Origin of the sequence: Arenibacter certesii DSM 19833 (assembly GCF_000429545.1) — a bacterium.
GTDB classification, from domain to species: domain Bacteria; phylum Bacteroidota; class Bacteroidia; order Flavobacteriales; family Flavobacteriaceae; genus Arenibacter; species Arenibacter certesii.
Genome location: NZ_AUCB01000058.1, coordinates 1 through 12974 on the forward strand (window position 1 = coordinate 1; position 12974 = coordinate 12974).

At 38.7% G+C, this 12974-nt stretch carries 13 protein-coding genes; 5 read left to right on the forward strand and 8 right to left on the reverse strand.

Going from position 1 to position 12974, the window contains the following annotated elements; genetic code table 11:
* Positions 1–203: 203 nt before the first annotated feature.
* Complete coding sequence (locus tag G466_RS22660; RefSeq protein WP_051315766.1) at positions 204–749, reverse strand: hypothetical protein; 546 nt, start codon at positions 747–749, stop codon at positions 204–206.
* Positions 739–1302: a DNA-3-methyladenine glycosylase I gene (locus G466_RS0118365; RefSeq protein WP_026814934.1), complete on the reverse strand. Its 564-nt coding sequence runs from the start codon at positions 1300–1302 to the stop codon at positions 739–741. The genes G466_RS22660 and G466_RS0118365 overlap by 11 nt, the downstream gene beginning before the upstream one ends.
* Positions 1303–1513: 211 nt before the next feature.
* Between G466_RS0118365 and G466_RS0118370 the strand changes: the two genes are divergently transcribed.
* Both G466_RS0118370 and G466_RS0118375 read left to right on the forward strand, forming a co-directional pair.
* A complete protein-coding gene (locus G466_RS0118370; protein ID WP_051315767.1) occupies positions 1514–2446 on the forward strand; it encodes a YitT family protein in 933 nt (310 codons plus the stop codon).
* Between the two features lie 123 nt (positions 2447–2569).
* Positions 2570–3196 (forward strand): thioredoxin family protein, encoded by a 627-nt coding sequence (locus tag G466_RS0118375; protein ID WP_026814936.1) that lies wholly within the window; start codon positions 2570–2572, stop codon positions 3194–3196.
* Here the strand turns inward: G466_RS0118375 and G466_RS0118380 are convergent.
* The 6 genes from G466_RS0118380 to G466_RS0118405 all read right to left on the reverse strand — a co-directional run bounded on the left by G466_RS0118380 (position 3173) and on the right by G466_RS0118405 (position 8614).
* Positions 3173–3907, reverse strand: coding sequence for a hypothetical protein (locus G466_RS0118380; protein ID WP_026814937.1), 735 nt, complete (start codon positions 3905–3907; stop codon positions 3173–3175). The genes G466_RS0118375 and G466_RS0118380 overlap by 24 nt on opposite strands.
* A 79-nt stretch (positions 3908–3986) precedes the next feature.
* Positions 3987–4682 (reverse strand): tRNA pseudouridine(55) synthase TruB, encoded by a 696-nt coding sequence (gene truB, locus G466_RS0118385; protein ID WP_034236157.1) that lies wholly within the window; start codon positions 4680–4682, stop codon positions 3987–3989.
* A complete protein-coding gene (locus G466_RS0118390) occupies positions 4682–5467 on the reverse strand; it encodes an undecaprenyl-diphosphate phosphatase (RefSeq protein ID WP_026814939.1) in 786 nt (261 codons plus the stop codon). The genes truB and G466_RS0118390 overlap by 1 nt, the downstream gene beginning before the upstream one ends.
* 2 nt (positions 5468–5469) lie before the next feature.
* Positions 5470–5736, reverse strand: a complete 267-nt coding sequence (locus tag G466_RS0118395) for a DUF3098 domain-containing protein (RefSeq protein ID WP_026814940.1) — start codon at positions 5734–5736, stop codon at positions 5470–5472.
* A 9-nt stretch (positions 5737–5745) separates the two neighbouring features.
* Positions 5746–6624 carry a cell division protein FtsX gene (locus G466_RS0118400; RefSeq protein WP_026814941.1) on the reverse strand — a complete coding sequence of 293 codons (879 nt, stop codon included), beginning with the start codon at positions 6622–6624 and terminating at the stop codon, positions 5746–5748.
* A 109-nt stretch (positions 6625–6733) separates the two neighbouring features.
* Positions 6734–8614 (reverse strand): T9SS type B sorting domain-containing protein, encoded by a 1881-nt coding sequence (locus tag G466_RS0118405; RefSeq protein WP_157374023.1) that lies wholly within the window; start codon positions 8612–8614, stop codon positions 6734–6736.
* A 207-nt stretch (positions 8615–8821) separates the two neighbouring features.
* Here G466_RS0118405 and G466_RS0118410 point away from each other — a divergent pair, with 207 nt between their 5' ends.
* From G466_RS0118410 to G466_RS24320, 3 genes are all read left to right on the forward strand, one after another.
* Positions 8822–11737 carry a leucine--tRNA ligase gene (locus G466_RS0118410; protein ID WP_026814943.1) on the forward strand — a complete coding sequence of 972 codons (2916 nt, stop codon included), beginning with the start codon at positions 8822–8824 and terminating at the stop codon, positions 11735–11737.
* Positions 11738–11907: 170 nt separating this feature from the next.
* A complete protein-coding gene (locus tag G466_RS0118415) occupies positions 11908–12603 on the forward strand; it encodes a zinc metallopeptidase (protein ID WP_026814944.1) in 696 nt (231 codons plus the stop codon).
* 177 nt (positions 12604–12780) lie between these two features.
* Positions 12781–12974, forward strand: a 194-nt coding sequence (locus tag G466_RS24320) for a hypothetical protein (protein ID WP_205622013.1), incomplete at its 3' end; no start/stop codon positions are given.

A 12974-nucleotide genomic window follows, 5' to 3' on the forward strand; every position in this document is an offset into this window, starting at 1 on the left:
TGTCGGCCATGGCGCTGGAAAAAGCGGCATAGGGACTAGCGATCCGAAACTTCGATGGGAAAGGTATGCCAGAACCTCACTAAAACGACCAAAAAGCCCTCTTAAACCGGACGAAAATCCACTTCGAAAATAAACCATAAAAAAAATCCCGGAAACATCGATGTTCCAGGATTCGTTCTGTCCAGTTTTTAGTGAAAATCGGCCTACTCCCGAATATCCCTTTTTACAAGTGCGCCATCAGAATTGAATATGAGCCTATAATCCTGTTTATTTCGGTACTTTGTGCTTTCCTTTCCTCTTACTAATAATTCGTACGTATTTATTGGAAGAATCAAATTTTGAAAAGTACTTCTTATTGCATCCTTAGAATTGGCAGGATACCATTGCAAGATGCGTTTAACCTTAACCTTATCAAAATGTTTTTCTAAATATATGGTAATTTCGGAATAGGTATCCATGGGAATATCTATCTCTTTTACAATAAGCCCCAACTTTTTAATTTCACCTGTCTCAGCTACCTCTACCTCATACTTCATTTTTTTTAATCCAAACTTCACCTTAAATTGGGCGCTAGAGCTGTCTACCTCTTTGTAATATCGAATTCTTTTGGCCGCTTCTGGGATAAAATTTGTGCTAATTACTGGAAATTGCGACTTTTTAATTCGATGTTCACGTTCCTGTTTGGTTTGTGAATACCCAAGAGAGCAGAGCGCTAAAAAGACAAAGAAAAAGGAGAGTTTATACTTCATGATATCTAAAGCAGGTAATTTCGTGATCATTAACCATACCAGTGGCCTGCATATGGGCATATATTACAGTACTACCCACAAATTTAAACCCACGTTTTTTTAGGTCCTTGCTAATAGCATCGGACAGAGGTGTTGTAGACGGGGTATCTTTGTAGTGTTTAACCTTGTTTTTTATGGGCTTGTCATCTATAAAACGCCATATGTAATCACTAAAACTACCATATTGTTCTTGTATTTTTATAAATTCTTGAGCATTGGTTACCGTGGCCCTAATTTTTAATCTGTTTCTAACAATTCCCGAATCTTGTAATAGCAATTCAATTTTTTCCTCGGAATACTTAGCGATTTTATGGTAGTCAAATTGATCGAATGCCTTTCTGAAATTTTCTCGTTTCCTAAGTATGGTTATCCAACTTAATCCGGCCTGAAAGGTTTCCAAAATTAAAAACTCAAACAATTGAGCGTCGTCCTTTAAGGGAACTCCCCATTCTTCATCGTGGTATTTTTCGTAAAGCTCATCACCCACGCACCATCCGCACCTATGTCTGTCCATTTGCCGTTTATATAGTTAAATATATGGGTTTTAATCGGTTTAAATTAGTTCAAGGATATTATAATTAATTCATTTTTTAATAGATATAAACGATATAAAACTCCAAATATTGTAATTTCGGACTTTTAAAAATACTAATTCATTAACATGGCATCGAGAATTATGCTAATTGTATTTTTATAGGATTATAGGTTCTTAATTAGATAAATATATGGTTGAAAGAAAGGGGAAGAAGCACGACTTTAAGCATAATACGGCTACTTATTGGAGAAAATCTAGGCCCTTTAGGGTGGGTGTCTTTTCAGTGATTCATGATATAGCTTTTATCGTGATAGGAATTTTTTCAGCCGCTTTTGGATTAAAAAGCTTTTTATTGCCCAATAGTTTTATAGATGGTGGGGCTACTGGGATTTCCTTATTGCTTTCAGAAATATTTAAAATCCCCTTATACTTACTAATTATTTTCGTTAACCTCCCATTTATATTCCTTGGACTAAAAGTTATAGGTAAACAATTTGCTATAAAAACGTCTTTAGCTATTCTTGGGCTTGCATTGGTGTTGGCAACCGTAGATTTTCCTGATGTTACGGATGATGAATTATTGGTAGCCGTTTTTGGCGGGTTTTTTCTTGGTGCAGGTATCGGACTCTCCATTAGGGGAGGAGGGGTCTTGGATGGAACAGAAGTACTTGCTATTTATCTCAGTAGAAAATTAAAGACGAAAATAGGAGACAATATTATTGTCATAAACTTAATTATATTTTCTGCGGCAGCTTACTTCCTCTCCTTTGAAATTGCCCTATATTCCATGCTTACCTATTTGTCTGCTTCTAAAACATTGGATTTTGTAGTGGATGGTATTGAGGAGTATACCGGAGTAACTATAATATCTGAACGAAGTGAAGATATTAGAATGATGATTACAGAAAAACTGGGTAGGGGAGTCACAATCTATGCTGGACGAGGTGGGTATTCAAAGAATGGGATTGCTAAAGATTATGATATCCTTTATGCGGTGATTACAAGATTGGAAATAAGTAAGCTCGACACTGAAATAGACAAAATTGACTCTAATGCCTTTGTGGTGATGAATAGTATCAATGATACCCGTGGAGGAATGATTAAAAAACGGTCCCTAAAATAATTAAAACCGACTTTTTATTGCCTTTGTAGGTGCATACCTTAGATCAGTAAACTTAATGACTTATATCAGCTTTTATACTGGCTTAAATTCCTATTTTTGTGGCTTACAATTAGTTTTAATAATATGGATCAGAAACCAGAAACACTTGTAGATCATCAGCTAATACATCAGAGCCTTGATAAAAGTATGGGTTATGATGAATACAGGCAATTGACGGCCAAGTTGGCGGCGGAAGGATTATCTACTGGAAAGGTTCAGAATGAAAATCTTAGTAATTATACCGCCTTAAACGATCGTCGAATGAAACGATTAGATAAGACTATTAAAATTTCTTCTGAAATTGAATCAAAAATTAAGAGTGTAGATCGTAAGATTACTTGGTTAGTGCTTACGGAAAGCTGGTGTGGCGATGCAGCCCAAACAATTCCTGTGATGAACAAGATTGCAAGCCTAAATTCTAATATTTCTTTAAGGTTGGTGCTGCGAGACGAGAATTTAGAGTTAATGGAAGGCTTTTTAACTAATGGGGCTATGGCCATACCAAAACTGATAGCCTTGGACAATGCAACCAAAGAAATTATTGGGGAATGGGGATCCAGACCTTCTACCGCCAGTAAAATGGTTCAGGAACAGAAAGAAAAAGTTGGTGAATTTACACCTGAGTTTATTGAGGAATTACAACAATGGTATAATAAGGATAAAGGGCAAAATACGATAAATGACCTCTTACCGCTGCTTTTCTTGGAATAGGTAGGTAATTGTTCCCAACTGTTCGGAACGACCGCCCGAGTTAAATTTTGATCTTAGGGCGTATTCTATGGCGTTGTCTACAAGACAACCATTTAACGTGCTAGAGCTTTTTTTATTTACCTCGGCTTGCGTTACCCTACCAAGTTGGTCTACTTTAATGTTTATTACTACTTTGCCACCTTCAATACAGGTATAAATAGGTATGGGAAGACTTGTATGCCTTCTATTTAATAATGAATAGGAAACCGAGGTGTTTCGTTTAGCTAAATTGTTGGTCATTACTTCCTTGCTTGCCTCAATTTCACCTAAAAGTTCTTGTTTTTCCCTACGGCGCTGGGCAAGTTTCTTTACTCTTGCAGCATATTCGGAGTCGGACATTAGCAAGTCCGTAGGTTCCTCACTATCTGAGGCCTGCTCTTGTTCCTCCAGAATTTCTTCTAAGGATTTTAAGGGTTCTGGATTTCCATAACTTGGTTTGTTAGCCTCGTTATAGGCCATATGACTTTTTATGGGAACTGCATCGGCTAATTCTTCATTTTCCTTAACTTCTTCTAACATCTCTTCGAGCTCCTCTTCGTCGGGTAAAACTAATTCAATAGCATATTCTTCCTGTTCCTTCTGTCCCAAGTGGATATTGTAAAGACACAATACCAACAAAGACATAGAAAGGAATGTTATTAAAAAAGAAAGCTGCTTCTTGTTCAGGTTCATAGGATTATAACCGCGTTTAATCAAAAATATTTTAAATTATCGATAAACGGGTAGCTTGTTCCTCTGCATGCCTACCAATCTAACCGTCTATCTCCAGTAATTTACCAAATTCTTCTGGGGTTATTGCTTTATTTACGTTGTAATCACCTATTTTGGTTCTTTTGAGAGTGGAAAGATGTGCGCCGGAGGCCAACGTTTTACCAAAATCGTAGGCTAGTGATCTAATATAGGTGCCTTTGCTGCAAACTACCCTAAAATCTACAACCGGTAGTGCTATTTTAGTTATTTCAAATTCGGTTATGGTGACAGATCGTTTTTTAATTTCTACAGCCTTCCCTTCCCTTGCGTATTCGTAAAGTCGTTTTCCATCTTTTTTAAGGGCCGAAAAAACAGGAGGTACCTGTTCAATATCTCCCAGAAACTGCATGGTGGCTTTCTGGATCATCTCCTCGGTAATATGATCTATGGGATAGTGATGGTCAACCTCCGTTTCCAAATCATAGGAAGGAGTAGTGGCGCCCAAAGTTATACTGCCAGTATATTCTTTTTCCTGACCCTGTAGTAGGTTTATAGTCTTGGTAGCTTTGCCTGTACATATTAATAATAGACCGGTGGCCAAGGGATCTAGCGTTCCTGCATGACCAATCTTTATCTTTTTTAATTGAAATTTTTTACGGATGGCCCATTTTAAGGAGTTAACAGCTTGGAAGGAGCTCCAACCCATGGGTTTGTCTATGAGTAAAACCTTTCCTTCCAAAAATTCTTCCTTAGTCATTATATAACGGTTAACGGACTAATGAAATAATGTATAATTAAAATTGCAACCCCAATAACAACCCTATAATACCCAAAGATTTTAAACCCGTGCTTGCTTAAATAACCGATAAACGATTTAATAGCGAAAAGTGCAACTACAAAACCAACCACATTTCCAATTATCAGATAATTGATCTGATCAGTGGTCAATGTAAAACCGGCCATATAATAATCGTAAGATTTTTTTAAGGTTGCTCCTAACATGGTAGGTACGGCAAGAAAAAAGGAAAATTCTGCTGCTGCGGTTCTAGAAAGTTTTTGCGTCATTCCCCCCACAATACTGGCGCCACTTCTAGACATTCCAGGTATCATTGCCAAGCATTGAAAAAGCCCAATTTTAAAGGCAGTGGAGTAGGAAATCTCAGTGTTTTCAGCGTCCCCGAACCAATCATCAACCTTTAAGAGAACTAATCCACCTAAAATTAAGGTAACGGCTACCGTAATAGGGCTTTCTAAAAGAGAGTCTATAAAATCGCTCAATAGAAGACCAAATACTACAGCGGGTATAAAGGCGACCAATAGCTTGAAATAAAAATCAATACTTTGAAAAAACCGTTTAAAATAAAGAACCACAACAGAGAGGATAGTCCCTAGTTGGATAACGATAGTAAACAATTTAGTAAAATCTTCATGCGCAACCCCAAAAAAAGATGATGCAACAATTAAATGGCCAGTAGAAGAAACAGGTAAAAATTCAGTAAGTCCTTCGATTATGGCGAGAATAACAACTTTTAATATATCCAAAACTATTTTTTCTTATGAGGATTTAACAGAATAGCATAAACTTGAAACCCCAGACCGATTAAGACCAAAGTAGGGGCAAGTCGTATTCTTCTGAAACTATAAACTTGTGGGTTAAAAACCAAAGGGTCATCCATTCCGCCACCGCTCATAAGGATAAAACCTAAGGCGATAAATGCCAGGCCAATAAACATAAATTGGTAATTTCTCTTCTGAAAGATAAATTCCCGCATCGGTTTTTTTATCTGATTATCATTCTTTTTCTTGCTCATGCTGCAAATTTAGTAATATAAATCATCTGTCCTTAGGTTTAGGAAACGTTGTGTTGCAAAAAAGGTGCTTATTAACGAAATCAATACTCCTAAACTAAAAACACCGATAAAAAGTAGTATCAAAATGGTAGGATCTTGGAAAAGATTTAACTCTGGAAAGCTTTGATCCACATAATAAAGAACTGCCCCAAGTGCAATTAAGGCAAGAAAAGCTCCCAGTATTCCTAGTTTTATATTGGTCCAAAGAAATGGGCGTCTAATAAATGATTTGGTAGCACCAACCATTTGCATGGTTTTTATAATAAAGCGTTTAGAATAAATAGAGAGTCTTATAGAGCTGTTAATTAGCAAGACCGCGATAAAGGTGAAAGCTCCGCTTGCAATTAAAATCCAAAAACTTAATTTCTTTACGTTATCATTGAGTAAGGTAATTAAAGGTTGGTCATAGCTAACCTCTTCCACATACCCTTTGGTAGTTATTTCCTTAGCAATGTTAGCGATAGAGTCCGTTTGTACATAGGCAGCATTTAGCTTTACGTCTATGGAGTTTTTTAGGGGGTTGTACCCTAAAAAGTCTAGGAAATTCTCGCCAATCTCCTCGCTGTGCTTCTCTGCAGCTTCTTCCTTGGAAACATAGGTGGCATTTTTAGTGTATTGTGCCATCGCCAAACTTTTCTGTAATTGGTCTATTTCTACTTCCTTGGCACTATCCTTTAAAAAAACAGAAATGGTAATCTGTTCTTTGAAGTGGTCGGCCAATTTTTTGGTGTTTACAACCAGCAGACCCAATATGCCCAATAGAAATAGCACTAGTCCAATACTGAGGACTACCGAAAAATAAGAGGAAATTAGCTTTCTTTTTTGAAAACGTTCAAAAGATGTGCTCATAGTGGAAAATGAATGTGTAAAAATAATAAAGTAAATCGAATAACAAATGACCAATTTATTTTCATTTTTTTTTGATGCCGCTTTTATAATCATAGCGAACTACCTTTTACTACCTTTTAAGGGTGAAATGTCCGCGTTTTTCAAGATGATCCAATTTTATGCTGTACCAGTAGTCGGATGCCGGCAGGGCCCTATTGTTAAATGTGCCATCCCACATAAAGGGGGCATTCCTAATATTTTTTATTAAAGTGCCATACCGGTCATAAATATTTAACTCGGAATATTGAAATTTATCTGCACCGTGAATGATGAAAAGGTCATTATGGTTATCGCCATTGGGTGTGAAAAATTTTGGAATTACAAGGTGTAAGAATTCCGCAGTAGCAGATCCACATCCTCTTTTCTCCCTCACATACATTGTATAAAGTCCACCTTCTCTATTTTTAAAGCTATTTTGATCCTGAAAGTTAATGCCATCCAACGAATACTCAAAAGCGCCTTGGTTCTTTGTAGATACTGTAATTGTATGTTCTTCCGAGCTAATAGATTTAATTATGGGACGGTCTATTTGCAACAAGGTAATGGTCTTGGTACTTTCACATCCATTTGGGTTGGTAGCCATTAGTGTATAGGATCCTGCCGTTCCTACAATAATAGTTGGGGTAGTTTCCCCTGTACTCCATTGGTAGGTTACATTAGTAATATTGGCATATAGAATTGTACTATCTCCTTCACAAAATTCAATTGTTTCATCTGTTGCTTCAGGAAGCTCAAAAAGAGTTAGACTAAGAGGAGTCCTACTATCAGCATAGCACTCTGCAAAACTAGAGACGGCTTCTGCATAATAGATTCCTTCGCTAGGGGCTAGGAAGGAGGTGCTATTTTCTTGTAAAAGTTTTCCTCCAACGGGAGCATCGTACCAGTTTACTTGTATATCTGGAGGGACGTTTACAGTTAGTGGTTTATTGTTGTCCATGCATGTAGCTATATTTCCACTGCTTGCCGGAGGAAGTGGTTTAGGGACAATAAGAACCTTAAAAACATCCGATATCGTACTACACAGAGAATTCGCTAGATTAATGGCATCTTCCGCTAATTTTACCCGAAAGAGAGTGGTTTCAGTTAGTGGGGGGGTAATGTGAGTGGCGCTATTTTCGCCTGGGATATCTGTCCAAACTGTTCCATCTTTACTAAATTGCCACTGAAAAGCATGAGTGCTGTAAATGGATTTATCTGGTGTTGCAGTAAGCGTCACACTGCTTGCTGGGGCAGTTTCACAGAATGCCAATTCTAGATTATCTAATCCGTCAGCAATGGTTATAGCATCACCGCAGGTTCTAAAAACAATATCGTCTATGGCCAGGTCGTTTCCACAGCCGCCTTCTCCGTTGTTCCGCATTTTTAGGATTACCGATGTTTGTCCTGGGAGGGTTTGAAATACTAAGCCGTACTGATTCCAGATCGGGGAATTGGTCCCGGGAATATTCCCTGTATCGCCCCATGCCAATTTTTGTTTATCCGATTCGTCCCAAATTTCGAATCCTACATTAATAGGAATACCATTGTTGCCGCAGCCCGAATTTGGCAGTAAATTTAGAAGCCATGAGGAAAATTCGTAAGATGTGTTTTCGCAAAGGCCAGTGACCGTTCTTCTGAAAAACTCCCCCGCTGTATAATCGGCATTTACAATAAATGCTTTTCCATTAGTGTCGTTGGGAGTATGGTCTGTAATCCTGTGCCAATCGTAGTGTGGTGAAGAGCTCGAAATCGTATAACTGCCATCTACAGGAAGTCCATCCACATAATTGTATGTGGTACTGCCAGCGGGCAAAGGGGGGCCATTTGTTAATCCACTCCCGAAATCTTCCGTAAAAATAGGTTGGCCCGTATTGCCCGGACAGAATCCCAATTGGCCTAACAAGCCGTTGGTGAATAGGAGGAGGAGGAGAGGAAAAAGCGACGCCGAAAGATTTCTAGAAATTTGTAGCACTTATAAACATTAATTTATATTAAAGGAACAAATTAAATTCCTATCTAATTTTGTGAAGTAATAAAAAGATTTGACCAAATAGCAATGCCTTAATTGGTGGGTGTTAAGTTAATAATATCTTTTTACCTTTCATAGATTAGACTTATTTTTGCGATAGATAATTCTTGCCGGATATTAGAGGTGGGAAGGTTGATAGAAACTAGTTACATGAATTACGATTTTAAGAAAATTGAAGAGAAGTGGCAAGGGTATTGGGCAAAAAACCAAACCTTTAAGGTAGAGAACAATTCCGATAAGGAGAAGTTTTATGTGTTAGATATGTTTCCCTATCCTTCTGGGGCAGGCTTGCATGTAGGACATCCTTTAGGGTATATCGCCAGTGATATTTACACGCGTTATAAAAGGCATAAAGGGTTTAATGTTTTGCATCCCATGGGATATGATTCATTTGGACTTCCAGCTGAGCAATATGCAATACAGACCGGTCAGCACCCAGCTATTACCACAGAAACCAACATAAATAGATATCGTGAGCAGTTAGATAAAATAGGATTCTCTTTCGACTGGAGTCGTGAAGTGCGGACTTCCGATCCTAATTATTACAAATGGACCCAATGGATTTTTATACAGCTATTTAATTCTTGGTATAACAAAGATTCCGATAAGGCAATGGATATTGCCGATTTGATCTCTGTTTTCGAAAAGCAAGGGAATAGTACGGTAAATGCAGTCTGTGATGATGATGTAGAATCCTTTACTGCTTCTCAATGGAACGCCTTTACGGATACCGAAAAGCAGCAAGTTCTTTTGCAATACAGGCTAACCTATTTAGCGGAGACAGAGGTAAACTGGTGTCCTGGCTTGGGGACTGTTCTCGCTAATGACGAAATGGTTAACGGAGTTTCCGAACGTGGAGGCCACCCGGTAATCCGCAAAAAAATGACCCAGTGGAGTATGCGTATTTCGGCTTATGCGCAAAGGTTATTAGATGATTTGTCTATGCTAGATTGGCCACAACCATTAAAGGATTCCCAAACCAATTGGATTGGTAGATCTGAAGGCGCTAGCGTAACTTTTAAAGTCCTTCCCGAGGGCAGTGGAGAGAACATTTCCGTGTTCACTACCCGCCCTGACACCATCTTTGGGGTGAGTTTTATGACTTTGGCTCCTGAGCATGAGTTGGTTGCAAAAATAACGACTCTCGAGCAAAAAGAAGAAGTGATGAAATATGTAGCAGCTACGGCAAAGCGTAGTGAACGGGACCGTATGGCCGATGTGAAAACCATTACAGGAGCTTTTACTGGAGCCTATGCAGAACATCCTTTTACTAAAAAACCTATTCCAATCTGGATCGGGGATTATGTGTTGGCAGGCTATGGTACTGGTGCAGTTATGTCTGTTCCTTGTGGGGACCAACGTGATCATGACTTTGCAAGACACTTTAATATTCCTGTCCCCAATATATTTGAGGGTGTTGATGTTGATGAAGAGGCTTTCGCCGATAAAGAAAATACCGTAATTGCCAATTCCGATTTTCTAAACGGAATGCCTTATAAAAAAGCAGTCAAACGCGCTATTTTAGAATTGGAACAACTAGGGCAGGGGCAAGGAAAAATAAATTATAGGCTGCGTGATGCGGTGTTTAGTAGACAACGTTATTGGGGTGAACCATTCCCAGTATATTACGTGAACGGTATGCCACAAATGATAGCAGTAGAACACCTACCTATTGTATTGCCTGAGGTAGAAAAATACCTGCCTACCGAAACTGGAGAGCCTCCTTTAGGGAATGCTACCCATTGGGCGTGGGATGTAGAAAAGTCTGCTGTGGTCAGCAATAAGTCAATAGACAATAAAACTGTTTTCCCGTTAGAGTTAAACACAATGCCAGGCTGGGCAGGAAGCTCGTACTACTTTAATCGTTATATGGATCCAAATAATTCCGATGAGGTATTCTCTAGGGAGGCTATTAATTATTGGCAAGATGTGGACCTGTATATTGGAGGTAGTGAGCATGCTACAGGACATTTGCTGTATTCTCGTTTTTGGCAAAAATTTCTATTCGATAAAGGAATTGTTCCTAAACCAGAATTTGCAAAGAAATTAATCAACCAAGGGATGATTACCGGGACAAGTGCACTTGCAAAAAGATTGCAGTTTGAGGTGAATGCACAACCATTCTTTGTTTTTGTTGATGCTGAGGTATTAGACGATTATTTAAATTCTTCTGACAAAACAAATGGGGAGAACCCGCTGGTAAGTCAGTTGGAAGAGTATGGGGAATTTGTAGTTCAGGATATCCATGCAGATGTGACTATGGTAGACACATCTGATAATTTAGATGTTGAAGCTTTTGTAAAATGGCAGCCAGAATATGCTGATGTTAATTTTATTACAAAAGCTGACGGAAGTTTTAAGGTGGCCAGAGAAGTGGAAAAAATGTCCAAATCGAAATTCAATGTGGTAAGTCCAGATAGTATTTGTGAAGAGTATGGGGCAGATTCTCTTAGGCTATACGAGATGTTTCTGGGGCCTTTAGAGCAGTCTAAACCATGGAATACTGCCGGGATATCAGGGGTTCATAGTTTCTTAAAGAAATTATGGCGTTTATACCATAGTGGCACGGAAGGGAGTTTTGCGGTTACCGATGGGACCCCCTCGGCAGACAATCTTAAAACATTGCATAAGACCATTAAAAAGGTAGAAGAAGATATTGAGAACTTCTCCTTTAATACTTCTGTTGCCACTTTTATGATCTGTGTGAATGAGTTGGCGACCCAGAAATGTAACAATAGGGAGGTGTTGGCGTCCTTGGCAGTATTAATTGCACCATATGCACCACATATAGCAGAGGAACTTTGGAATAAGCTAGGACATAGCGATTCAATAGCTACGGCGCCCTTTCCAAAATTTGAATCAAAACATTTGGTTGAAAGTAGTAAGGAATATCCTATCTCCTTTAATGGTAAGATGCGTTTTAAGTTAGAATTACCGGTTGACCTTTCTAAAGAGGAAATAGAGAAAGCAGTTATGGCAGATGCTAAAACCCAAGACCAGTTACAAGGCCGTACTCCCAAAAAGGTAATTGTAGTTCCTGGAAAAATTGTAAATATAGTGGGATAGAGTGTTTGTAAGCAACGGCAATGTACTGTAGGTAGGACATTTTGGCAGAAAAATTATTTTAAAATGCTTACGTCTGCCCAAAATTAGATTGGCGAGGTTTTTGTAATTAATACTTGAATTTTGTTTAGTGAGTTTTCAAAATATTAAATAAACTTAAAAAGGATATTGTTATGATGATGTATTATATATTGTTGGGTGCTATTGCTTTAGTAAGCTGGTTGGTAAGCAATAAGTTGAAAAGTAAATTTAAGCACTATTCCAAGGTGCATTTGCGCAATGGAATGAGCGGTGCAGAGATTGCGGAGAAGATGTTGGCAGATCATGGAATCCGTGACGTTAAAGTAATCTCTACTCCGGGTATGTTAACGGATCACTACAATCCAACGAATAAGACCGTAAATTTAAGTGAAGGGGTCTACAATCAGCGTAATGCCTCTGCCGCGGCTGTTGCAGCTCACGAGGTAGGCCATGCAGTACAACATGCAACAGCATACGAATGGCTTACCATGCGATCTAAATTGGTGCCCATTGTAAGCGTAACTTCGGGTATGTCTATGTGGGTTGTATTTGGGGGAATTATGCTTGGTGCGGCTGCAGGGGTTGGACTTGGTTATTGGGTAGCCGTGGCAGGATTGGTGATGATGGGATTCGCTACACTATTTAGCTTTATTACCCTACCTGTAGAGTATGATGCCAGTAATAGGGCATTAGCTTGGTTGAAAAATAAAAACATGGTATCCCAGGAAGAATACGCAGGATCTGAAGATGCCTTAAAATGGGCGGCACGTACTTACTTAGTAGCTGCCATTGGATCTTTGGCTACATTGGTCTATTGGGCAATGCAGGTCTTAGGAGGACGTGATTAATCATATATAACAATGTTTATCATATAAAAAAGGAGATGTTTTGCATCTCCTTTTTTAGGCGCATTCAGAATTGACGCAACTGCTTGTTTATCAGGTATTTAATTCGTATATTTAGATATAATAAAACCCCGAAAACGAGTCTCTAGCTCAAAAAACGGGGTTTTTATCTTAATGTCTATGTCCAAGATACGAAGAATCCACGATTTCCAGCACAGTTTTACATTTTCCTCCCAGACCGAAGAGTTCGATGCGTTTTACGCCCGGTTTCTCGAAAGCGATCTTGGCAAGATCTATATCGCCATCCCTTGGGACGAACTGGTAGCGGCCCTTGGTCTGAAGGAAGCCAAAAAGGGCCCAAGGTGCATCTTCTG

Coding starts and splice junctions, on each gene's coding strand:
- G466_RS0118410 (WP_026814943.1), top strand. CDS start 8,822: ATGAATTACGATTTTAAGAAAATTGAAGAGAAGTGGCAAGGGTATTGG.
- G466_RS0118415 (WP_026814944.1), top strand. CDS start 11,908: ATGATGATGTATTATATATTGTTGGGTGCTATTGCTTTAGTAAGCTGG.
- G466_RS22660 (WP_051315766.1), bottom strand. CDS start 749: ATGAAGTATAAACTCTCCTTTTTCTTTGTCTTTTTAGCGCTCTGCTCT.
- G466_RS0118370 (WP_051315767.1), top strand. CDS start 1,514: ATGGTTGAAAGAAAGGGGAAGAAGCACGACTTTAAGCATAATACGGCT.
- G466_RS0118395 (WP_026814940.1), bottom strand. CDS start 5,736: ATGAGCAAGAAAAAGAATGATAATCAGATAAAAAAACCGATGCGGGAA.
- truB (WP_034236157.1), bottom strand. CDS start 4,682: ATGACTAAGGAAGAATTTTTGGAAGGAAAGGTTTTACTCATAGACAAA.
- G466_RS0118365 (WP_026814934.1), bottom strand. CDS start 1,302: ATGGACAGACATAGGTGCGGATGGTGCGTGGGTGATGAGCTTTACGAA.
- G466_RS0118400 (WP_026814941.1), bottom strand. CDS start 6,624: ATGAGCACATCTTTTGAACGTTTTCAAAAAAGAAAGCTAATTTCCTCT.
- G466_RS0118375 (WP_026814936.1), top strand. CDS start 2,570: ATGGATCAGAAACCAGAAACACTTGTAGATCATCAGCTAATACATCAG.
- G466_RS0118380 (WP_026814937.1), bottom strand. CDS start 3,907: ATGAACCTGAACAAGAAGCAGCTTTCTTTTTTAATAACATTCCTTTCT.